Annotated in this window: 21 protein-coding genes; 6 read left to right on the top strand and 15 right to left on the bottom strand. The window is 64.0% G+C overall.

Annotated elements, in window-relative coordinates; genetic code table 11:
* Positions 1-122: 122 nt before the first annotated feature.
* The 5 genes from ACHWUQ_RS01170 to ACHWUQ_RS01150 all read right to left on the bottom strand — a co-directional run bounded on the left by ACHWUQ_RS01170 (position 123) and on the right by ACHWUQ_RS01150 (position 5,412).
* Entirely contained in the window at positions 123-923 is an 801-nt protein-coding gene (locus tag ACHWUQ_RS01170) for a DUF4198 domain-containing protein (protein ID WP_394680097.1), read from the bottom strand.
* Between the two features lie 33 nt (positions 924-956).
* Positions 957-1,478, bottom strand: a complete 522-nt coding sequence (locus tag ACHWUQ_RS01165; protein WP_230772083.1) for a DUF2271 domain-containing protein — start codon at positions 1,476-1,478, stop codon at positions 957-959.
* Positions 1,479-1,515: 37 nt separating this feature from the next.
* Entirely contained in the window at positions 1,516-2,163 is a 648-nt protein-coding gene (locus ACHWUQ_RS01160; protein ID WP_394680096.1) for a PepSY-associated TM helix domain-containing protein, read from the bottom strand.
* A 146-nt stretch (positions 2,164-2,309) separates the two neighbouring features.
* The gene (locus ACHWUQ_RS01155; protein ID WP_239811041.1) at positions 2,310-2,990 is read right to left on the bottom strand and encodes a Fe2+-dependent dioxygenase; all 681 of its coding nucleotides are present in this window, start codon (positions 2,988-2,990) and stop codon (positions 2,310-2,312) included.
* Between the two features lie 61 nt (positions 2,991-3,051).
* Positions 3,052-5,412, bottom strand: coding sequence for a catecholate siderophore receptor Fiu (locus ACHWUQ_RS01150; protein ID WP_394680095.1), 2,361 nt, complete (start codon positions 5,410-5,412; stop codon positions 3,052-3,054).
* A 304-nt stretch (positions 5,413-5,716) separates the two neighbouring features.
* Here ACHWUQ_RS01150 and ACHWUQ_RS01145 point away from each other — a divergent pair, with 304 nt between their 5' ends.
* The 5 genes from ACHWUQ_RS01145 to ACHWUQ_RS01125 all read left to right on the top strand — a co-directional run bounded on the left by ACHWUQ_RS01145 (position 5,717) and on the right by ACHWUQ_RS01125 (position 9,005).
* Positions 5,717-6,316 (top strand): AraC family ligand binding domain-containing protein, encoded by a 600-nt coding sequence (locus tag ACHWUQ_RS01145; RefSeq protein ID WP_394680094.1) that lies wholly within the window; start codon positions 5,717-5,719, stop codon positions 6,314-6,316.
* A gap of 23 nt (positions 6,317-6,339) precedes the next feature.
* The gene (locus ACHWUQ_RS01140) at positions 6,340-6,588 is read left to right on the top strand and encodes a helix-turn-helix transcriptional regulator (RefSeq protein ID WP_394680093.1); all 249 of its coding nucleotides are present in this window, start codon (positions 6,340-6,342) and stop codon (positions 6,586-6,588) included.
* A 93-nt stretch (positions 6,589-6,681) separates the two neighbouring features.
* On the top strand, positions 6,682-7,314 hold the full coding sequence (locus ACHWUQ_RS01135; protein WP_394680092.1) for a LysE family translocator: 633 nt from the start codon (positions 6,682-6,684) through the stop codon (positions 7,312-7,314).
* Positions 7,315-7,495: 181 nt separating this feature from the next.
* Complete coding sequence (locus tag ACHWUQ_RS01130; RefSeq protein WP_394680091.1) at positions 7,496-7,864, top strand: VOC family protein; 369 nt, start codon at positions 7,496-7,498, stop codon at positions 7,862-7,864.
* A gap of 355 nt (positions 7,865-8,219) precedes the next feature.
* On the top strand, positions 8,220-9,005 hold the full coding sequence (locus tag ACHWUQ_RS01125; protein ID WP_373448808.1) for a YoaK family protein: 786 nt from the start codon (positions 8,220-8,222) through the stop codon (positions 9,003-9,005).
* 106 nt (positions 9,006-9,111) lie between these two features.
* On the opposite strand, the gene ACHWUQ_RS01120 is transcribed toward ACHWUQ_RS01125, so the two are convergent.
* Positions 9,112-9,915 (bottom strand): substrate-binding domain-containing protein, encoded by an 804-nt coding sequence (locus tag ACHWUQ_RS01120; RefSeq protein ID WP_239812642.1) that lies wholly within the window; start codon positions 9,913-9,915, stop codon positions 9,112-9,114.
* A 78-nt stretch (positions 9,916-9,993) separates the two neighbouring features.
* Positions 9,994-10,911: a tripartite tricarboxylate transporter substrate binding protein gene (locus ACHWUQ_RS01115; protein WP_239812641.1), complete on the bottom strand. Its 918-nt coding sequence runs from the start codon at positions 10,909-10,911 to the stop codon at positions 9,994-9,996.
* A gap of 159 nt (positions 10,912-11,070) precedes the next feature.
* Between ACHWUQ_RS01115 and ACHWUQ_RS01110 the strand changes: the two genes are divergently transcribed.
* Positions 11,071-11,970 carry a LysR family transcriptional regulator gene (locus tag ACHWUQ_RS01110; RefSeq protein ID WP_239811035.1) on the top strand — a complete coding sequence of 300 codons (900 nt, stop codon included), beginning with the start codon at positions 11,071-11,073 and terminating at the stop codon, positions 11,968-11,970.
* 207 nt (positions 11,971-12,177) lie between these two features.
* Here ACHWUQ_RS01110 and ACHWUQ_RS01105 read toward each other — a convergent pair whose 3' ends face one another.
* The 8 genes from ACHWUQ_RS01105 to ACHWUQ_RS01070 are packed head-to-tail and all read right to left on the bottom strand — an operon-like array spanning position 12,178 to position 21,163.
* Entirely contained in the window at positions 12,178-13,215 is a 1,038-nt protein-coding gene (locus tag ACHWUQ_RS01105) for an LLM class flavin-dependent oxidoreductase (RefSeq protein WP_394680090.1), read from the bottom strand.
* Positions 13,216-13,249: 34 nt separating this feature from the next.
* Positions 13,250-14,182, bottom strand: coding sequence for an ABC transporter substrate-binding protein (locus tag ACHWUQ_RS01100; RefSeq protein WP_394680089.1), 933 nt, complete (start codon positions 14,180-14,182; stop codon positions 13,250-13,252).
* Between the two features lie 14 nt (positions 14,183-14,196).
* Complete coding sequence (locus ACHWUQ_RS01095) at positions 14,197-15,123, bottom strand: ABC transporter substrate-binding protein (RefSeq protein WP_239811032.1); 927 nt, start codon at positions 15,121-15,123, stop codon at positions 14,197-14,199.
* A gap of 44 nt (positions 15,124-15,167) precedes the next feature.
* Positions 15,168-16,979: an amino acid ABC transporter permease/ATP-binding protein gene (locus ACHWUQ_RS01090; protein ID WP_394680088.1), complete on the bottom strand. Its 1,812-nt coding sequence runs from the start codon at positions 16,977-16,979 to the stop codon at positions 15,168-15,170.
* A gap of 23 nt (positions 16,980-17,002) precedes the next feature.
* Positions 17,003-17,560 (bottom strand): GNAT family N-acetyltransferase, encoded by a 558-nt coding sequence (locus tag ACHWUQ_RS01085; RefSeq protein WP_394680087.1) that lies wholly within the window; start codon positions 17,558-17,560, stop codon positions 17,003-17,005.
* A 14-nt stretch (positions 17,561-17,574) separates the two neighbouring features.
* Entirely contained in the window at positions 17,575-18,786 is a 1,212-nt protein-coding gene (locus ACHWUQ_RS01080) for a M20 aminoacylase family protein (RefSeq protein ID WP_394680086.1), read from the bottom strand.
* Positions 18,786-20,129 carry an LLM class flavin-dependent oxidoreductase gene (locus ACHWUQ_RS01075; RefSeq protein WP_394680085.1) on the bottom strand — a complete coding sequence of 448 codons (1,344 nt, stop codon included), beginning with the start codon at positions 20,127-20,129 and terminating at the stop codon, positions 18,786-18,788. The genes ACHWUQ_RS01080 and ACHWUQ_RS01075 overlap by 1 nt, the downstream gene beginning before the upstream one ends.
* Before the next feature lie 20 nt (positions 20,130-20,149).
* The gene (locus ACHWUQ_RS01070; protein ID WP_394680084.1) at positions 20,150-21,163 is read right to left on the bottom strand and encodes an LLM class flavin-dependent oxidoreductase; all 1,014 of its coding nucleotides are present in this window, start codon (positions 21,161-21,163) and stop codon (positions 20,150-20,152) included.
* Positions 21,164-22,305 lie beyond the last annotated feature (1,142 nt).

The following is a 22,305-nucleotide window of genomic DNA, read 5'->3' as shown; positions in this document are numbered from 1 at the left end:
CGGGCCTGGGCCTGGGGGATCTGCCAGATGCCGGCGCCATAGTGGATGCGCGGTGCCGTGCTCATAGCCGCTCCGCGATCAGGCCGGCGCTTGTCCGTGTTGCTGTCACCCGCCACCGCACCTTAAGGCAGCACTTCCAGGGTGGCGACATAGGCCAGGCGGCGTTCCTTGGCGATGGGGTTGGAGGTCTTGTCGTCCTTGACGTCCGCATCCAGCCAGTACATGCCAGCGGTGGGGAACTTGACCTTGACCTGGCCCTGGGCATCGGTCTTGAGCTTGATCTCGTTGACGGCATCGCGGTAGCGCTTGCCGTCGGGCACCAGCACCACTTCAACATCGGCAGCAGGCTTGCCATCGACGTGGAAGGCAAAGGTGGCTTCTTCGCCCGCCACCAGGTCATTGGGGTGGGTAACAGGCACCAGCTCCAGGCCCTTGCCGCTCAAGCGCAGCGGGCTGGGCTTGCCCATGGTCACAAAAGTCTCGATGCGGCTGATGCTTTCTGCCACGCGCACGTCCTTGGCATCGGCGGGGATCTGCTTGGCGATCTCTTCAGCGCTGCCGCGCAGGCGCTTCATCTGGCCGGCGGCATCCTTGTAGGAGCCCATGACGCCGCTGTTGACGATGGCCAGCTGGTAGGTACCGGCTTGCTCGGGCTTGAGGTCAAAGACGCTGCGCAGCTCGCCCTTGTGGGCATTCTTGGGCTCCACCGTGCTGCCATCGGGCGCCGTGATCACCAGCTTGTCCAGGCCCAGCGGGCGGTGGTTGAAGAAGAACATGTCATTGGACACGGCGGCATCGACCGTGACCCAGTCCGCCTTGGACAGCACGGTGCTCGAAGGCTTCATCCAGACGCTGTGGGCCTGGGCGCCAATGGCGGCACAGCCCAGCGCCAGCGCGGCGGCAATACGGGTGGCAGAAAACATGGTGACTCTCCTCAAAAATAGGGGTGTGTGGGATCAGGGCTTGAGTTCGAGCTTGATCTCGCCCAGCTCCGTCTTGCCCTGGGCAGACAGGCTGGTGGCCTGCTTGGCGGGCCATTCAAACGGAATGCTCACCAGCTCGCGGCCACCGACTTCGCGTGCGGCCTCGATCTGCAGCTTGTACTGGCCCGGCTCCAACTTGGGCAGCGGGTTGCTGCCTTCGGAGAACGACAGCGCATGCTTGCCTGCCGGCTTGGTGGGCTGAGTCACGCCATCGATGGGCACACTCAACTCGCGGCCGCTGCGGCGCCACCACTGGCGCATGTCCTTGAGCCATTTCGCGCCTTCGGCATCGCGCTTTTTCACCTCGTACCAGACCGACAGATTGGCGGCCACGCTGCCATCGGCACGCTCCAGCCAGACGGCGACATAGGGGCGGTGGTATTCGGCCACCTCCAGGCGTGGCAGCTCCACGCCGACATTCAGCCCACCGGCAACGGCCGGCAGCCCAGCCACCGCCGTCAAGGCCACGGTGAAACGCGAAACAGTGCTTGTCATGTGCTCTCCTCGGAATAAAAAGACGGTGGCTGCGCGCTCAGTGCACCAGCAGCAGCGCGAGCAGCGCAGGGACCAGCAGGCCCAGGCCCACCATGGGCCAGGTCATGGGGCGGCGGCCTGCATGCATCTGCAGAATGAACAGACCGGTGATGCAGAACACCAGACAGGCGCCCGCAAAGATGTCGATGAACCAGGTCCAGGCCAGGCCCGCATGGCGGCCCTTGTGCAAATCGTTGAAGTAGGAGATCCAGCCCCGGTCGGTGGATTCATGCTCGGCCTGCCCGTCGCTGAGCGCAACACGCACCCAGGCATCGCCACCTGGCCGTGGCAGGGCCACATAGACCTCGTCCTCATTCCATTCCACCGCACCTTGGCGCGTGTCGGCACCCAGCTCCGTGCGCAGCCAGCGCTGCACATCGTCCGGCAGCGCCTGGGCTGCGTCTGCGGCTTGCTTATGGCTTGCGGCTGCCTGTTGCAGGCCCTGCAGCAGTGGCACGGGCAAGGTTGCTTCGCGCAGCACCACGGCGGGCTTGGCCTCAATCTGGCCAGCATGGTTGAGCGTAAAGCCCGTCACCGCAAACAGCAGCATGCCCACCAGGCAGATGGCGGAGCTGACCCAGTGCCATTCATGCAAGGTTTTGAGCCAGTAGGCCCGCTGCGAAGAGGAAGACGCGTTGGCTTTCATGCGGAGGCAAGCAGGTGGAGGGCTCCGGAACGGGAGGCGGGACCGGGCAGGTGGAAAGCAGCGATTTTAAGGAAAATAAATGCTAATGACTCTCATTTTCAAATAATTTACCAGCGGAGACATGGGCAGAGCTTGGATCGCAGGCCTCAGGTCTCCGCCCACATGCGCAACAGGTTGTGGTAATGGCCGGTGAGGGAGACGGTGTCTTCCGTTTCGCCCAGCTGGCTGCGCAGCCGCTGAATGCTCTGGTCCAGCTCAAACAGCATCGCGCGCCGGGCATCGTCCCGCACCAGGCTCTGGGTCCAGAAGAAGGAGCTGACCCGCTCGCCCCGGGTCACCGGCTCGACCCGGTGCAGGCTGGACGAGGGGTAGAGGATCAGGTCGCCCGCAGGCAGTTTCACCTCGTGCATGCCATAGGTATCGACCACCACCAGCTCGCCACCGTCATAGTCCTCGGGGTCGGACAGGAACAAGGTCGACGACACATCGGTGCGCAGCCACTGGGCCACGCCCGCCTCGCGCCGCGCGGCGCCGTCCACATGCAGGCCATAGGTTTCGGATTCGGCATAGCGGTTGAACAGTGGCGCCATCGTGCGGGCCGGCAGTGCGGCCTGGAAAAACAGCGTATTGGCCGCCAGCGCACGCTGGATGATGCGGCCCTGCTCCAGCGCCACGGGCGAGGTCTCGGGCAGTTGGCGGTTGCGCTTGACCTGCGCGCCCTGGCTGCCAACGGTGGCACGGCCGTCTATCCAGTCGGCCGCATCGATGGCCGCGCGCATGGCGGCGACCTCGTCGCGCGTGAGTACATTGGGAATGTGCAGCATCATCGCTTGATCTCCTCCATGAAAAAAAGCCCCGGCAGACGCGGGGCTGGCTTCCAACCAAGGATTAGAAACTAAAGTTCGCCGTCACGCGCGCCGAGCGTGGAATGCCGGGGAAGTAGCGGTAGCCGCTCTTGTTGATGGCCGCCACATAGCGCTTGTTGAACAGGTTGTAGACATTCAGCTGGATATCCACGTTCTTGTTGATGCGGTAGCTGGCCAGTGCGTCAAACACCCAGTAGGACTCGGTGAAGTTGGGCGTGCCCACGGCGCCATCGGTGCCGCGCTTGAGGCCGCTGGAGTAGCGTGCGCCGCCACCCACTGTCAGGCCCGAGGAGAACTGGTAGCTGCTCCACAGCGACAGCGCATTCTTGGGCGTGTAGGTCAGACCACTGGATCCGTCCTGCGCCACATTGGCGCCTGTGTCCACCTTGGTGTTCTGGATGGTGTAGCCCGCAGTCACGCCCCAGGCGGGGGTGATCTGGCCAGTGGCGCCCAGCTCCAGGCCTTGCACCGTCTTCTTGCCGGTCTGGCTGATGGTGCCGTCCGAGTCGGTCACGATTTCGTTGGTGATCTCGGTACGGAACAGCGCACCGGTCAGCAGCACCCGCTTGTCCATCAGCTCCCACTTGGTGCCCACTTCGGCCGTCTTGGCCTTTTGCGGTGCCATGTTGGGGTTGCCAGCGTTATTGGCTGCCGCAGACAGCGCAAAGTTGCTGCCGCCCGGTGGTTGCTGCGACAGCGCATAGTTCACGTAGACGCTGCCGTTGGGTGCCGGCTTGTACAGCAGGCCGGCCTTCCAGCTCACCAGATTGCCCGAGGCCTGCAAGCCATCCGAGGTCGTGGGCACCACGGTGCCAGCCGGGTTGGTGCCGCAAGGCTGGGTGGTGGATGTCGCCGTACAGACGGCCATCGCGTTGTACTTGGTCTTGTAGTGGTCCCAGCGCAGGCCCATGTTGGCCTGCCACTGGTCATTGAACTGCAGGGTGTCAAAGGCATACAGCGCGACGGTATCGGTCGTGCCCTTGCTGTCTGCACCGTTGCGGGCATAGCTCGGCAGCGACACGCTGGAGTCCGGGTGGTAGATGCTGACCGTGGGCACCACGCCCGTCGTCGCCAGGCCGTAGTTGGTCTGCTCTTCGCGCGTCAGTTCCAGGCCAGTGCTCAGACTGTGCTTGATGGAGCCGGTCGCAAAGGCGGTGGTCAAATTGGTCTGGTTGGTCAGGATGCGGTTGACCTGGTCCTTGGTATTGATGTTGCGCGACATCGTCCAGGTGGAAGGGTCGGCCGGATTGGGCGTCAGCAAGGAGCCTGGCGTCCAGGCGCCCGTGGTGGCGTTCTGCGAATAGCCAGTGGCCATGAAGGCCGACAGCAGGTAGTTCTGCTTGGTCTGGCCCCAGCGTGTGGTGTTGCGCACCGTGGTGCCGGGCGCAATGTCGTGCTCCAGGCGCAAGGTGGCCATGTCGGCGGTCACATCGTCGTGGTCCGAGGCCGTGCCATAGAAATTGCTCGAATCCACGCGCGATGCGCTGTTCAGAAAGCTGCGGTAGCCGGGGTAGTTGCTGCGGTCGGGCGCACTGTAGCCGGGCAGGCCCAGGGTCAGCACACCGCCATCGGGCACATTGCTTTGCTTGACATGCAGCAGGTTCAGGAACACGCGCGTGTCGGTGTTCAGACCAAAGGCAAACGACGGCGCCAGGCCCCAGCGATCGTTCTTGACCTGGTCGCGGCCGGCCACACCGGCATCCTGCACCATGGCATTGAGGCGGAATGCGGTGCCGTTGTCGTGGCTCAGGCTGCGGTTCAGGTCGATGGTCGTGCGCTTGTAGCTGCCACTGCCAAAGCCCAGCGAGCCGCCAAAGCTGTCGGTCATGTTGGGCTGCTTGGTAACCATGTTGATTGCGCCGGTGGGCGCGCTGCGGCCGTAATCGGTGCCGGCGGGGCCCTTGGTCACTTCCACCTGGTCGGTGTTGAACACATCGCGCGACAGCGCGCCCACATCGCGCACACCGTCCACATAGATGCTGCTGGACGTGTCAAAGCCGCGCATGTAGATGGCGTCGCCCGTGCTGGTGTTGCCGTTCTCGCCCGCGTAGAAAGTGCCCACACCGGGCACATTGCGCAGTGCTTCGGTCAAGGTGGTGGCGCCCTGCTCCTTCATCACCTGCTCCTTGACCACGGAGATCGTCTGCGTGGTGTTGACCAGGGGCTGGGTGAACTTGGGCGAGGACAGCTGGCTGGGCTCATAGCCGGTTTCGCGCGGTGCCTCCACCGTCACTTCTTTCAGCGTGACCGTCGGTGCGGGTGCGTTCTGCGCCAAAGCCGGCATGCCCAGTACCGCGATGGCAGTCGCTGCCACCAGGCCGGCCTTGGGGGCGGGAGCGGCAGCACCATGTTTGCGACTTTTGATATAGGTTTGTTGTGTCATAAACGAGGAAAGCAGAGTAAAGAAACGCTTGCAGATTCATCGACTTGGAGGGCAAAAAACCGTCCAAACCGCAGAGCATGAGCAAGCGCTAACTGGCAATGATAACGATTCTCGTTATTAATTTCACTTAGCTTTCGCCAAACCCGGGCTTCTGTCGCGAAGTGGCAACAGGCGGCTGACCCGGCATCGCTGCGGGCGACGCCAGCCGTTCCATCGCACGGGGCCGGGCGGGTGGGTAATGGGCCGGTCGCTGCCATGCGAGAATCGCCAGCGGGCTCAGCCCCAACCCTGTCAAAGCCATCGCATGCCTGCCCCAACGCCCATCACGACGTCCACCAGCCAGCCGGCCCAGGCGTTCTGGTGCGACCCGGCCCTGCCCTTCGTCGAAAGCCGCCGCGCCAGCCAGAGCCGGGCCTGCTACAAGCCGCACCACCACCCGAGCTTTTCCATCGGCGCGGTCGATGGCGGCCACAGCGTCTTCACCGGCGCAGAGGCCGGCCCGGTCCGGCTGTCACCCGGCGCCCTGGTCTTTGTGCCGGCCGAGCGCGTGCATGCCTGCAACCCGGCGCCCGATAGCGCCTGGAGCTACCAGATGCTGCACCTGGATGCCGGCTGGCTGCAAGCGCTGCGTGCGGAATATGCGGACCCGGCTGCGATGGCCAACGAGCCGGTGCGCATCGTCGAGGACCCTGCCCGCTACCGGCGCTTTTGCCAGCTCAATGCCCAGCTGTTCTCCCAAGCCGACGCGGCCGACAAGGAAGCCAGCCTGGTCGAGTTCATCGGCGACCTCGACACCCAGCAAGGCCTGCACATCCACGCCCCCGATCTGCCATCGCAGTTGGCGCAGCGCATCCGACCGGCGCTGGACTGCCTGCGCGCCCGCCCCTGCGCCAACGGCCACTGACCCAGCTGGCCGACCTGGCGGGCATGAGCCGCTACCAGACCATCCGCGCCTTTCGCAAGCTGACGGGCCTGGCGCCCCATGCCTGGCAGCTAAACCAGCGTATCAACCTGGGCAAGCAGCTGCTGCGTGGGCAAGACGGCATAGCCGCAGTGGCGCTGCAGTTGGGCTTTGCCGACCAGGCGCATTTTCAGCGGGTGTTCAAGGCGCATACCGGCGTCACGCCAGGCTGCTTTCGCAAGGGGTCCTCTGCAAAACACCCTGCCGTGGTCTGAGCGCGGCCTCGGGCGATCCGCTGCAATTTCGTTCAATACAAGGCATGCGGCAGCCGCCACCATGCAAGGCCATTCCCCGCCTGGTCCTTTTGCATGCAACCGTTTTTGCTGATCGCCGCCGCTCATTTTCTGGCGCTGCTCTCCCCCGGTCCTGATTTCTTTCTGATCGCCCGCACCTCGCTGGCCAGCGGTTGGCGCAGCGCTGGCGCGGCCTGCCTTGGTATCGCGCTGGCCAATGGCGTTTTTATCGTCACCGCCTTTGCCGGTGTCGCCGTGCTCCAACCGGGCAGCCGGCTGTTCATCGCGCTGCAGTTGGCCGGCTGCGGTTACCTGCTCTACCTGGGCCTGCTGTTTATCCGCCATGCGGGCAAAGGCGCGCTGGGCGTTGCAGCCAGCCCGGGCCAGGCGGCCGCAGCCCGCACCAGTTGGCGCCGCGCCGCCGGCATGGGTTTTCTCTCGGGCATTCTCAACCCCAAGAACGCGCTGTTCTATGCCAGCCTGGCGGCCATGCTGACGGGCCCGCATGCCAGCGTGGGCTGGAAGCTGGTGTACGGCAGCTGGATGTTCAGCATCGTGCTGCTCTGGGATCTGCTGATTGCCGCACTCATCGGCAACCCCGCCGTGCTGCGGCGCTTTGCGCGGGCATTGCCGTGGCTGGAGCGCATCTCGGGTGGGCTGCTGATCGCACTGGCCCTGGGGCTGATCGCAGCAATGTGGCTGCATTGAGGCCTGCGAATCGACGGGGTTGCCGTCCTCTGTGCCTGGCAATTTCGCGCAGTATTTTTTTCGTGTCTGCACCTCTGCAAAACACGGCTGGATGGGGGATTTGAAAGCAGCGCTCAACGTGCATTGGGTATGCTCGCGCAATGGCAAGGCAATGCTGCCCTGCACATTACAAGGAGCAAACATGTTCGATCACGTGGGCATCGGCGTCTCCGATATCGCCGTAAGCAAGCGCTTTTTTCTCCAGGCGCTGGAGCCGCTGGGGGTCTCGCTCGCAATGGAAGGGCCTGGCAGCCTGGGTTTGGGCCGCGATGGCAAGCCCTCGCTGTGGATCTCGGAATCCACCGACAAACCCGCTCGCCTCCATATCGCCATCAGCGCCCCCACGCGCGCGCAGGTGGATGCCTTTTATGCGGCGGCGATGGCGGCGGGTGGGCGGGACAACGGCGCTCCGGGCCTGCGCCCCCATTACCATCCCCATTACTACGCAGCCTTTGTGCTGGACCCGGACGGCAACAACATCGAAGCGGTTTGCCACCAGCCGGCGCCCTAGCCATCGCGCTGGCATCCTGAGACTGCGGGCAGCAGGGTTGCGCAGTGCGGCGCTGCAGGGCGTGGCCTCAGCCTGGATGACGCGCTCCTCGATACAGACGCGCCCTAACGCAGCGCCGTGGCGCCTCCAAGGATCAACAGCAGCTCGCGATGGCGCTGGCTGCGCCAGGTCTTGCCGGGCGAGAGGGCCAGCCACCTGGGCGCGGGCCGGCAAAGGCTGCCCGGTCCACGGCCTCCCCCACCTCTTGGGCCCGATGCAGCTTTGCCTCGACCGGCCGCGCGCAGTACCCTGGCTGCGCACTTATGCGCACGGGTGCGCCACCCTATCTACCGTGTCGGCCTCTGGAGTATTTTTGATGCGACGACTTCGCCACCTGACCAACCGCCACCGCGCCCAGTCCACCAATGTCGCGCTGGGCTGGGTGCTGGCGTTCAATGCGGGAGCGGTCAACGCGGGCGGCTACCTGGTTTTGCAGATGTACACCTCGCACATGACCGGCTTTGCCTCGCAATTGGCCGATGGGCTGGTGCTGGACAACCTGAAGATGCTGCTGAATGCGTTGGGCGCCATCCTGTCGTTCATGGTGGGGGCGGCTGTCTGCGCCATCCTGGTGAACTGGGGACGCGAGAGGCGCCTGTACAGCGTGTATGCGCTACCGCTGATGCTCGAGGCGCTGATGCTTTTGCCGTTCGGGCTGATGGGCGCCGCCACGCTCAGCTGGCAGACGCCTTTTGCGGTGCCGCTGACCGTGCTGTTGCTGTCTTTCATGATGGGGCTGCAGAATGCGGTCGGCTCCAAGACGTCGGGGGGCAGCATTCGCACCACCCACATGACCGGCAACATCACCGATCTGGGGATGGAGCTGGGCAAGCTGCTGTGGTGGCAGCGCCGCCGCCGGGGCACCCCAGCGCCGCTGCAGCCCGTACCGCACCACCGGGGCCGCATGCGCACTGCGGCAGGCCTGATCGGCATGTTTGTGCTGGGCAGCATTGCAGGCGCGCTGGGTTTCAAGTTCATCGGATTTTTTTGCGTCGTACCGCTGGCAGCCTGCCTGCTGGCCATCTCGCTGCCGCCGTTTCTGCGCGATGCCCAGCACTCCGGGGAGCTGCGCGGATTTTTCCGCAAACGCGGGGGGCGCTGACGCAGCGCTTGCGGCTGGACGATGCAAGGCCCGGCCCTGCGTGTTGGGCCATGGCAGGCGACCTCGGGCCGGAACGCGGCGCTGCACGATGGCCCGCCTCGCCGGTTCAGCGTGCGGCGGCAGGCTCCATCCCGGTACTGCGAACCAGCGGAGCCGCCGCAGCAGAAGCGAGAAAGCGGATGAAATGCCGTGCCACATCGGGCTCCGCCGCAGCCGCCGCGATCCCCGCCGAGAAAAACACGCGCTGCTGCACCTCGTCGGGCAGCGGCCCGACAAACTCCAGCTCCTTGAACGGGAGCAGTTCACTCACCTGCTGAAAGCCAATCTCCGCATCGCCCCGCAATACGACCGCGCCGACGCGTTCGCTCAGAATTCTGCTGGCCTTGTCCTTGATCTGCTCGGCAACACCCAGACGCGGAAACAGCTCGCTGGCGAGATAGGTACCACTCGCGCTGGCCGAGTAGGCAATGCTTTTGGCATCCAGCAAGGTCTGCCTGAGCGCTTCGACCGAGCTGATGTCGGGTTTGGGTGTGCCCTTGCGCACACTCATGCCAATCATCGAGCGCGCCAGATCCACACGCGAGCCCTGCTGGACTTTGCCTTCGGCGATGAGCTGCTCCAGGCCGGCGTCCGCCAGGATCACGATGTCGAACTGCTCACCCCGCGCCAGGCGGCTGGGAATGGCGTCCTGTGCATTGCCCATCGAAGCGCCACGCGCAGTGATCACTCGGTGACCGGTGGCCTGCTCGTACAACGGCACCAACTGGTCATAGGCCGCCGAGAACCCGCCGGAGGTGACGACGCGAATATCGGCTGCATGGGCGGTGGAAGGCTGTACTGCGCCAGCCAGCAGCCCCAGGCTCAGCCAGCTGGCCGCCAGGCCGAGCAGCGCACGGCGTTGCCAGCGCATGGCACAGGCGCTGCGAAGAAGATGGGATATGGACAAGGCTTGTCTCCTTATGGGTGATGGTTGATTCCCCAGCCAGGGCTACTCGATCGTGATCTTGCGGTCCTGGATGATGCGGCCCCACTTGGCATACTCGTCGGCGATGAACCTGCCCAGCTCCTCGCGCTTGCCCGGTGCCGTGGTCTGGCCGTGCTTGAGCAGGTTGTCATGCACCTCGGGCGCGTTGAGGGCCTTCACCAGCTCCAGGTTCCACCGGTCCAGCAGAGGCTGGGGCGTCTTGGCCGGTGCCAGAAAGGCATACCAATTCGTCGCGTTGAAACCGGGGAAGCTCTCGGCCACCGTCGGCACATTGGGCAGGTAGGCGGGGCGGGTCAGGCCAGTGGTCGCCAGCGGGATCAGCTTGCCCGATTCGATATGCGGCAGTGCGGTGGGAGGCGCGGCATAGAACGATGCGACGCGGCCGCCCAGCACGTCCTGCAACGCAGGCGCGCCGCCCTTGTACGGGATGTGGACGGTGTTGATATGGGCCACATCGTTGAGCAGCTCGCCGGCCAGGTGGGAGGCCGATCCCGGTCCGGTGGAGGCGAAGTCCAGCTTGCCAGGCTCGCGCTTGGCTTTCGCGACATAGTCCGCCAGCGTCTTGATGCCGGTGCCGGCCGGCACGACGAGCACATTGGGAAAGACGACGCCCATCGTGATGGGCGCCAGATCCTTCAGCGGGTCGTAGCGCAGCTTCATCAGATGCGGCGATATGGTCAGCGGACCGATCGAGCCAAACAGCAGCATGGAGCCATCGGCGGGACCATGGGCCACCTGCCCATGCGCCAGGTTTCCCCCAGCGCCTGGCTTGTTGTCCACGACCACGTTCTGGCCGATGTTCTCACTCAATTTCTTGGCGATGACACGTGCAGCAATATCGGCCGATCCTCCAGCGGCAAAGCCGACGACCATGGTCACGGGACGTTTTGGCGGAAAGTCCTGCGCATGGCTGACCGCCATGGACAGGCCAAGTCCAGCCGAGACAAGGCCCAGCACGGCCCATCGTTTCTTTGTCATGTTGTCTCCTGCGCACGCCGCGCGTGCCTGCTTTTGTCGATACCCGCGATCCTAGGCAGGCAGTGTTATTCTGTAAATTGCAATTTAATGAGGAACTATTGCATGGGGCGCATCAAATTCGACATGGGTGAGCTGGAGGCATTTGTGATGACGGCCGAGAAAGCCAGCTTTCGCATGGCGGCCGAGGCGCTGTTTCTGTCACCCCCCGCGCTCAGCAGACGGGTGGAGCGCCTGGAGGCGGCCCTGGGCGTGCGGCTGCTCGAACGCACCACGCGCCATGTTCAGCTCACACCGGTCGGCCAGGAGTTTCTGCAAGAGGCGCGCAGAGCGCTTTCTGGTCTCGAGGATGCCGTTCAGCGGGTGGACGACCAACGCATGCTTCGCCGGGGACGTGTGGTGATCGCGTGCATCCCGTCGGTCGCCACCCAAGTGCTGGCCCCGGTATTGAAAGCATTTGCCACGGACCTGCCGGAGGTCCAGGTGCATGTGATGGACGAGAGCGCCAAGCGGGTGCTGGACGCCGTCGTGCAAGGCGAGGCCGATTTTGGACTGAGCTTTACCGGCAGCCAGGAGCCCTCGCTGCATTTCGAGGCGCTGACCAGCGAACGCTATGTGCTGGCGATGCCCAGAAACCACCGCTGGGCCAAGCGGGAGAGCGTTGCATGGATGGAGCTGGCGGGCCAGCGGCTGGTCTCCGTCTCCCGGCAAAGCGAAAACCGCTTGCTGCTGGACCAGATCGTTGCCCAATTGCCGGACCAGCCTGTCGCATGGTATGAATGCAACCATCTGTCGGGCGCCTTGGCTTTGGTCGAGGCCGGACTGGGGTTGGCGGTCATGCCCCAGCTCGCGCTGCACCCCCAACCCGCACAGATTCGCGGCGTGCCGCTGGTCTCCCCTGAGGTGTGGCGCACCATTGGCCTGCTACAACGCCGTGACCGCAGCCTCAGCCCTTCCGCAGAGACATTGCGCAGCCGCCTTCTGCATCGCTATGGGGAACACTGAGCCCGCCGCTGCGCCCAGCAGCGCGCTGGCCTCTGCGCTGCGGGCGATGCCAACCCTGGCGCAGGCAAAGCCGCTGGGCTGCCGGCGGTTTTGATGACAGCGGGTGGGCGTGGAAGATGACCACCAGGCGGCCCGGCGGAGCGAAGACCGCATAGCGGCGATGCCGCACACGGACGACCGCCACCATCGGCTTGCGCATCGCTGCGTTCAGCCACCCACCGTCTGCTGTGCATGGTGGTTTTGCCAGCCCAGCGCAGGCGCAATGCGCTCCGTGAAATCACTCAGGATCTGCAGGTAGTCCTCATGCGGCAGGTTGTAGGGCAGCTCCAGCCGCAGCTCGTCCACCAGGGGCAGAACCGGGTCCACCAGGAGCGACTCCAGAATCTGCGCACTGCTTCCGACCAGATCGCGGGCAAACAGCACCCGGCGCTCGCCCTGCGGGGCCAGCGTGCGTGCATGGCGGCTCTGTGCAAAGGCCTCATAGCGCTTGCGGCTGTCGCTGCCGGCGCTGTCGGTGGGCACGATCACCCGGCCCAGGGCGACCCGCGGGGCGTGTGGCGCCGTCCAGTGGTTGCGAAAGCGCTGCAACTGGGCCAGTTGCGTCTCGAAGAAATGGTCGCTGTGCTCGCCCCGGTTCAGGTTGCCGATCAGCAGATGCAAGCCGTTGCGACCCGCCCATTCCGCCGAATGCAGCGAGCCGCCGCCATACCACAGCCGATGCGCCAGACCTGCTGCGTGGGGATAGATGCGGGGAATGTGCTGGCCGGCCGGCGATTGCACCAAGGCGCCTTCGGGCCCCAGAGGCTGCCCCTGCAGCTTGCTGCGCAGGCGCGTGACGCGCGCATGCGAGAAGTCGATGGGTGCGGGATCACCGTCATACAGGTGCGCGCCCAGCAGGTCTCCATGGTTGGGCGCCCCGGCGCTCACGCCGACCTGGAGCCGGCCCTGCGAGAGCACATCCACGGTGGAGAGGTCTTCCGCCAGCCGGAAAAGGTTTTCGTATCCCAGCTGAATGACGGCGCAACCGAGCTCCATGCGTTCTGTGCGCTGGGTGGCTGCGGCCAGCAACGTGGAGGCGGACGACACAGCAGGCTCCAGATGGCGCTGCCGTACCCAGCCCCCGTCAAAGCCCAGTTGCTCCCCGTACTCCAACAATTGCAAGGTGTGCTCAAGCCCGGACCAGGGCGCGTCCTCCGCATGGTTGCCCGGCGTGAGGAAAGCGATGCGGGAGATATGGATGCGCATGGACAGGCCTATGGGAAAAGGTTGCGGGCGCCGATCAGAACTTGGGCAGTCCCGGCGGATTGGTCTCCGAGCGAGGCAGCGCTTCTTCGGCGAGTTTCCAGCGGTCCAGCACCTGCGCGTACTGCCCGCTCTTGATCAAGCCGTTGGCAGCTTGCGTCACCGCATCGGCCAGGCCACTGCCCTTGCGGGTGGTGATGGCGACATCCGACTTGTTGGGCCAGCCGGCGTTGACCGTGCCCACAAGCCGTATCTGCCCGTCCCTGGCGGCCTGGTAGGCCTGCGGCGCGTTCGGGTTGAAGTTCACATCGGCGCGGCCGGACACCAGCGCGAGAGTGCGGGCCGTTTCATCGTCGTAGTACTGCAGCTCGGCCGGTTTCAGGCCTGCCGCAATGTTCAGGCGGTTCCATTCCAGCGCGATGCGCTCCTGGTTAGTGCCCGAGGCCGATATCAAACGCAGGCCGGCAATGTCCTTGGGCTCCTTGATCGAGGTGATCTTGCTGCCCGTCTTGACATAAAAGCCGTGCAGGCCCAGCCGGTAGGTGGAGAAGTCGAACTTCTCCTTGCGCTGCTCGGTGACGCCGACGTTGGAGATCACCGCATCGTATTTGCCCGAAGTCAGACCCAGCGGCCAGTCCGCCCAGGCAATTGGCTGCAAGTCGAGCTTCAGCCCCAGCGCATCGGCGATGAGCAGGATGAAGTCGGGATCAAAGCCGACGATGGTTTTGGCATCGGTGGCATAGGTACCCGTCGGGGGTGCGCCAGGATGGATGGCCACGGTCAGTACGCCAGGCTTGACGAATTTGAAGTCCTTGGAGAGCGCGGCGATCGCCGCTTCGTCCCGGGGCGCGCGCAGGCGCCCCTTTTGCTCCGGGCTCAGGTCGACCACGGTCTGCGCATGTACGGCGCCGCAGAGGGACAGAACGGCCAACAGGGCCAGGCGGCGGCGGAGGCTCTTGATGGTGGACATGGTGTGCGCAGTCTTCATTTTTTGGGCAGGCCGGGCGGGTTGGTACGTGATGCCGGGATGGCCTCGGACTGCAGGCTCCAGCGCTCCAGCGCCTTGGCGTAGTTGCCGTTGCCGATCTGCGCATTGAGCGCAGCGGTGATGGCATCGGCAATGCCCGATCCTTTGCGCGAGGTCACTGCGATTTCGGCGGATTGGGGCCAGCCGCCCGAGAAAAGGCCCACCAGGCGTGTCTTGCCGTCGCGGGCGTTGTAGGCCGCAATGCCATTGGGTGCGAAATACGTATCCGCGCGGCCCGAAGCCAGCGCCAGATACAGCACCACATCATCGTCGTAGTACTGCACTTCCACCGGTTTGAGGCCTGCCTTGATGTTCTGCTCGTTCCAGCGCAACAGCACCTGCTCCTGGTTGGTGCTGGCGCCGACGATCACCTTGAGGCCGGCGACGTCCTTGGGTTCCTTGATGGCCTGCACCTTGCTGTTCTTGGCGACGTAGAAGCCCAGCGTGTCATTGCGGTAGGTCGAGAAATCGAATTTCTCCTTGCGCTCCTCGGTCACCGTGACGTTGGATATCACGACATCGAACTTGCCCGATTGCAGGCCCAGAGGCCAGTCGGCCCAGGCCACAGAAACCAGCTCCAGCCTGCGGCCCAGGCTGTCGGCCACCAGTTGCGCAATATCGGGCGCGTTGCCCACCGGGGTCTTGTTGTCCGTGGCGTACGCGCCAAACGGCAGGCGGCCCGTGGTGGTGCCCACCACGAGCGCACCTTCCTTGGCAAACTTGAACTGGGGGTTGAGGAGGCGGATGGCTTCGTCCACCTTGCCGGACCGAGGGCGGCCTGCCTGCTCGGGGCTGAGGTCGGGGGCGGCGGACTGCGCCCAGGACGGCAGCGCAAGCAGGGACAGCGCGGCGACTGCAGTGTGGATCAGATGACGACGTTGCATATTCTCGATTCTTCGATGTCAGTGGGAGGGAGGGGTTGTGCGGTCTACAGCACCTTGGCAAGGAACTCGCGCAGGCGCGGCTGATCGGGCTGCTGCAGCACCTTGTCGGGGTGGCCGCTTTCGATGATGCGGCCCTGGTCCATGAAGACCACGTGGTCTGCCACCTCACGGGCAAAGCCGATTTCATGGGTGACGATGAGCAAGGTGGTGCCGGTGCGGGCCAGCTCCTTGATCACGTCGAGCACCTCGTTGACCAGCTCCGGATCCAGGGCCGAGGTGGGCTCGTCAAACAACAGCACTTTGGGTTTGAGGGCCAGCGCCCGGGCAATGGCCACGCGTTGCTGCTGACCGCCGGACAGCTGGCGGGGGAAGGCGTCTGCCTTGTGCGCAAGGCCAACACGCGCCAGCAGTTCCCGGGCCAGGGCCTGGGCTTCGGCCCGGGGCAGGCCCCGTACCGAGACAGGCGCCTCCGCCACGTTGTCGAGCACGCTCAGGTGCGGGAAGAGGTTGAAGTTCTGGAACACCATGCCCACATCGGCGCGGCGGGAGAGGATGTCCTTTTCCTTCAGTTCATACAAGGTGTCCCCGTCCTGGCGGTAGCCCACCAGCTCACCATCAATGGCGATGAACCCGCTGTCCACCCGCTCCAGATGGTTGATGGAGCGCAGCAAGGTGGACTTGCCCGAACCCGACTGGCCCAGAATGACTGTCACGCTACCCGAAGGGACGTGCAGCGACACATGGTTGAGCACGCGAACGCCGTTGTAGCTTTTGGAGACCGCCTGTACCTCGACCTGCCCACCCCGGGAGTGGGAGTGGGTCCATGCAGCGGCGCGCGCCGGGGGCTCGTCTGCAGCGGCCGGGGCTGCGTCCACCGCGGGCACTGGCGCAGGACGCAGCCAGGCCCAGGCACGGCCCAGCAAGGTGGGCGGCAACTGGCGCAGCGCGCCGCGTGCGTAGTGGCGCTCGACTTGCGCCTGAATGATGGAGAGCACCGAGAGAATGATCAGGTACCAGACGGTTGCCACCATCAGCAGGGGGATCACTTCCAGGTTGCGGCGGTAGATGATCTGGATCGTGTAGAACAGCTCGGGCAAGGCCAGGATGTAGGCGTTGGAGGTGCCTTTGGCCAGGCCGATGATGTCGTTGAACGCAGACGGCAGGATGGAGCGCATGGCCTGGGGCAGCACAATGCGGAAGGCCTGGTGGCGGCGCGGCAGGCCCAGTGCAGCGGCGGCCTCATGCTGGCCCTGGTCCACCGACAGGATGCCGCCACGGATGATCTCGGAGGAATAGGCCGCCTGGTTCAAGGTCAGGCCGATCACCGCAGCCAAAAACGGCGTGACCAGCTGGGTGGTACTCCACTCGGCCCAGGTGATGTTGGTGAAAGGCACGCCCAGCCATACCGTCTCGTACAGGTAGCCCAGGTTGTTCAGGATGAGCAGCAGCACGATGAGCGGGATGGAGCGGAAGATCCAGACGAAGGTCCAGGCCAGTGCGCGCAGCAGGGGCGAACGCGAGACGCGGGCCAGTGCCAGACCGGTGCCCAGCGTGAAGCCCAGCGCAGCCCCCAGCGCGGTCAGCACCAGGGTGCGGCCCAGACCCACGAGCACCGGTTCGGCAAAAAACCATTCTGCAAACACCGGCCAGCCCCAGCGGGGGTTGCCGAGTACCGAGTTGAGGACGGCGCCCATCAGCACCAGCGAAATGATGGTGCCAACGGTGCGTGCAGGGTAACGCGCCGGAACAATGCGCAGCGAAGCATAGTCGCGGCGGCGTGACGCAGGCGCCGGTGCTGGCGCGGCGGGCGCTTGCTCGATGGCGACGTTGGGCGGAGCAAGGGTGGTGGTGTTCATGGTGCAGTTCTTTTCAAGTGGGCTCAGACACCGGAGAGCATGGGTACTTGCAGTGGGTGGGTGGAAGGCAGCGGTGGATGGTTGCGAGGCACCAATGACAGCTGCTTCTCAAAAGGCAGTTTTCGCAACGCCTGCAGATCTGCAGTGGGGTCGAACAGACGCCGGTAGCCATGTCCCAGGTACAGCCCCACCGCTTCCGGCTGGCGAAAGCCGGTGGTGAGATAGACCCGTTGGTAGCCCTGGCGCAAGGCCTGCGCTTCAAGCTCGACCAGAACCGATCTCGCCAACCCCTGCCGGCGCAGGCTGCTGTCCGTCCAGATACGTTTGAACTCTGCGGTCTGCGCATCCAATCGCTTGAAGGCGCCGTCTGCGACCGCGCGCCCCTTGCGCAGCAGCAACAGGAAATTGCCCCCCTGGGCCGGTGTGAACACTTCGGCCGGGTAACGTTCGATTTCCGGAACAGCGGATTCCTGCAGGTAGAAATCGCCATAGCGGCTTTCATACTCCCGGCCCAGCTCTTCAATCAAAGGCAGGGCACGCGGGTCTTGCAGGCTGGTGTAGACAAAGAGGTCAGAGCGCATGAGAACTCCTGAAATCATGGGGCGAGAAAGCGCTCTACCAGGTGCACCCAGTAAGCGGCGGCCGGCGCCAAAATGGCGTCATTGAAGTCATACCGGGGGTTGTGCAGAGACGCGCTTTCGCCATTGCCCAGAAACAGGAAGCTGCCGGGCCTGGCCTGCAGCAGGTAGGCAAAATCCTCGCTGGCAGTGCGGGGGCGAAAGTGCGAATCCACAAAATCCTCCCCCAGCGCATCTTTGGCCACATCGCGCGCAAACCGTGTTTCCTGCGGATGGTTGATGACCGGTGGAAAGCCATTCTTGAAATCCACATGGGCCTGCGCCCCAAGGCTTTCCGCCTGGGCTTGCGCCACGGCCTGCAAGCGGCTTTTCAGCGTGCTGCGCACCTCGGGCTTGAACGAGCGCGCCGTCAGCTGCAACTCCACCTGATCGGGGATGACATTGGCCGCATGGCCGCCGTGGATGGAGCCCACCGTGACCACGCCCATCTCCAGCGGATCGACATTGCGGGAGACCACGCTTTGCAAGGCGGTGATCACATGGGCGCTTGCCAGGATCGGATCGACGGCCTGGTGCGGCTCGGCGCCATGGCCGCCCTGGCCGGTGATCGTAACCTTGGCGTAGTCGATCGACGCCATCGCCGGACCCTCCACGCAACCCAGGTGTCCGGCGCGCACGCCCGGCCAGTTGTGCAGCCCGTAGATGGCATCGCAGGGAAAGCGCTCGAACAGGCCTTCGCTGATCATCTTCTTGGCGCCCGCACCCAACTCTTCCGCAGGCTGAAAAACCAGGTGCAACGTGCCATCGAATGCGCCCTGCTCTGCCAGAAAGCGAGCAGCCGCCAGGAGGATGGCAGTGTGGCCGTCGTGACCGCAGGCGTGCATCACGCCGGCATTCTGGCTGGCATAAGGCAGGCCGGTGGCCTCCTGGATCGGCAGCGCATCCATGTCGGCGCGCAGGCCGAGGGTTTTACCGCCCCCGCCCTTTTTCAGACGGGCAACCACCCCCGTCCCCGCGATGCCGGTGAACACCTCATAGCCCCATTCGGCCAGCGCCCTGGCCACCAGCGCTGAGGTCCGGTGCTCCTGGAACGAAAGCTCGGGGTGTTGGTGGATATCGCGGCGCAGCGCAATAAAGCTCTGCGCATGGCGGGCGATGCCGTTTTCCACCCGCAAGCGGTATGCGCTGTGCGGCTGGACGGCGGGTTCGGTGATGGCGGCGCTGCTCATCAGGCGACCCGCCGGGATTCAACAGCGTCGTGTGCCACTTCGTACCGGCTGGCCTTGCGCCGCAGGCCGAGATGGTCGCGCAAGGTCTGGCCTGTCAGGCTGCGTTCATAGCGGCCGCTGGCTTCCAGTTCGGGCAGCACATGCGCGATGAAATCGTCAAGACCTTCGGTGCTGACGGGGAACTGCAGGATGAAGCCATCTGCAGCGCCCGCGTCCACCCAATCGATGATCTGTTCGGCAATTTTCTGGCCCGAGCCAACGAAGTTGGATTTGGGCGTGGCTGCCTGCAAGGCCACTTGCCGCAGGGTCAACCCCTGCGTTTTGGCATCGGCCTTGATGCGGTCGGTGGTGGAGCGGAAGCTGTTGCGGCCGATATCGCCCAACTCGGGGAACGGTGCATCCAGCGGGTACTGGGTGAAATCATGGTGGTCGAAATAGCGGCCCAGGTAGGCCAGCGCTTCGTCGATGCCGAGCAGGTTGCGCACGCGCTCGTATTTGGCGTTGGCTTCTTCATCGCTGGCACCGGTCACGACATTGATGCCCGGAAATATCTTCACATCGCTGGCCAACCGGCCATGGCTGATCGCACTGGCCTTGACCTTGCGCGAGAACTCGCGCGTCTCATCCAGCGATGGTGAATGGGTGAACACGGCGTCTGCGTATTTGCCTGCAAGATCAATGCCGGCATCGGAGGAACCGGCCTGAAAGATCACGGGCTGGCCCTGGGGCGAACGCTGGATGTTGAGCGGCCCGGCCACCTGGAAAAACCGGCCTTCGTGGTCGAGCGTGTGCAGCTTGCTGCGGTCAAAGAACTGGCCGCTGTCACGGTTGCGGACAAAGGCATCGTCGTCCCAACTGTCCCACAGGCCTTGCGTGACATGCAGGTATTCATCGGCAATCTGGTAGCGCAATGCGTGCTCGGGGTGCTTGCGGCTGTAGTTCAGCGCCGAGCCTTCAAGCGGCGTGGTCACCACATTCCAGCCTGCACGGCCGCCACTGATCAGATCGAGCGAAGCGAACTGCCGGGCGATGGTGAAGGGATCGCTGTAGGAGGTGGATACAGTGCCGGCGAGCCCGATCTTGCTGGTGACGGTTGCCAGCGCCGAGAGTATGGAAATGGGCTCGAACCGGTTCAGAAAGTGGGGAAGGGATTTTTCGTTGATGTAGAGGCCGTCAGCCACAAAGGCAAAGGCAATGCCATGGTCCTCCGCCTTCTGGGTGATACGGATGTAGTGCTGCAGATTGACGCTGGCATCGGCCGGTACGCTGGGGTGGCGCCAGGCATTCATGTGTGCGCCTGCGCCGTGCAGCATCAGACCAAAACGGATGGGGGATTTGCTCATGGTGAACTTTCGGTCAGGGTTCAGGCGGCCGTCAGCTCGGCCATTGCGGGTTGCGCGTTGGCAATCAGCTCTATCGATGCCAGGCGCTCTTCAAAAAAGGGAACCGGGGTATCGATGACGAATTCATCGATGCCGTGTTGCAGGTGCAAGGCAGTCAGCGCCGCATGCACGTCGTCAGCGGTGCCCGCAATGACATGGGGGTGGGTCTCCTCCAGCCGGTAGTCACTGGCTCCGGCTTGCTGCGCAAACTCTGCGGCGGCTTCGCGGCTTGGCAGGTTGAAGCTCTGGCCTGTGGGCAAATGCAGCTTGAAGATGCGCACGTTCGCGACCAGCGCTTCAGCCTTGGCCCGGTCATCGGCGGCAAAGGCATAGACGGCCATCGATGGCGCCTGGCCGCTGAGGGGGCGGTAGGCAGCGGTGGTGCTGGCAAGCAACGCGGGGTCGTCATTGAAATGCCCGGCATAGGAAAAGCCCCAGCCCAGGCGCGATGCCAGCTGTGCGCTGTCGGGAGAGGCCCCGAGCAGCACGCATTGGGGCAAGGTGCTGGGTTTGGGCAGCGCGCGCGAAGCAGCCAGCGGGTGCCCGGCGGGCAGGTCGTCTCGCAAAAAGCCGTTCAGATCGCTGAGCAGGCTGTCGAAGTTGATGGGCTGTGACGGGTCGTGACGCGCTTGCAAGGCACGTGTGGACTGCGGCAGACCGCCGGGCGCCTTGCCAATACCCAGATCCACGCGGCCCGGCGCCAGCGCCGATAGCAGCTTGAACACCTCGGCAACCTTGTAAGGGCTGTAGTGCTGCAACATGACGCCGCCTGAGCCGATGCGGATGCGCTTGGTATGCGCCAGCAGCCAAGCAACCAGGATCTCTGGGGCGGAACCTGCGACCTGGGGATTGCCATGGTGCTCTGCCACCCAGAAGCGGTGGTAGCCCAGCGCTTCGGCGCGCTGCGCCATGGCCAAGGTGGAGCGAAGCGCCTGGGCGGTTGAAACGCCCGGCGGAATGGGGCTTTTGTCGAGCAGCGAAAGGCGGTAGGTCATGAATAGTAGCGCTGGGCTGGCACCGGTGAATATGCGAGAAATAATATCTCTCGCCATTTCGGGCGGTTGCTACTTATTTGCAGATCGTCATGCGTAATTCGTTGCGCTATTCCGGTATTAAATAGTTTTTCGTATTTGATAATTTCCCAATGTTTTATGAGTTTCTTCTAATCAAAAAACTATTGAAAAATATCCAGGGCCTGGCTTCGCCTAGCGCAGAGTGAGGTGGGGTGAACGGCCGCAAAACATATCCATGTAGCCACATGCATCGGGCTCGATCCATCGGTCAGAAGCGCTTTTAAGGCGTATCTTGCCTGGCGGGCCCGTGGCGTCAGCCTGCAGTTCGGCGTGGGCCCAGCGATATCGAGACGCCTGCGTTGGAAAGCATGGGTAGTCGGGGCTCGGTCATGGGCGACTTAGCTGCGTTTGCCCAAAGCGGTCACGCAGTCGACGTCCCGGGGCAAGCCGCTGCCAATGGCGCTGGCGATTGGGACAGGGTGTGTGGGACGGGACCTTTCATCCCATTAACCAGCCTTGGCTGGCTAGCCGGTTTCCATGGGCCTGCCAGGCAGCAACTTTAAGTTGGCAAACCCGTCTTGGTCACTGGTATCTGCAGACTGGAGACGCTGACTGAATAGCGCCAATGGATGGATTAATGAGAAACCGAATGACACCCACGCTCCTTGCATGAGGCATCCAATGGAATATTGGCAGACGCAGGTGCATGTTCTTGGTCAAGCGCTCGCTCGCAGCGATGCGGTCGCAAAAGGGAGAGGTCATGAACTGCATCTGCCCGCACCCTGCCCTACCCTCCCCTGGCCCCTGACCCTTCGCGGAGGCAGCATGGCACCGTTCGGTCATGGCCTCGTCCGCCGTTGCGGGCTGGTGAATAGGATGGGATACCAACGGTAGCCGATGCGCGCCCACTATTTCAGAGACCCACTGTTGGGTCCATTCTGTTGCGGTGCAGGCAAGAGCCGTGCGCGCGCAGATCACCATTCAGCAGTGGCAGCCTGTGGTGGAATACAGCAAAAACGAAAAAGCCTCAGAGCATTTCTACTCTGAGGCTTGACGTTTGGTGCGGCTGGCAGGAATCGAACCCACGACCCCTTGGTTCGTAGCCAAGTACTCTATCCAGCTGA

Source organism: uncultured Comamonas sp. (assembly GCF_964277875.1).
GTDB lineage: Bacteria > Pseudomonadota > Gammaproteobacteria > Burkholderiales > Burkholderiaceae_C > Comamonas > Comamonas sediminis.
This window is presented reverse-complemented; position numbering and strand designations above follow the sequence as displayed.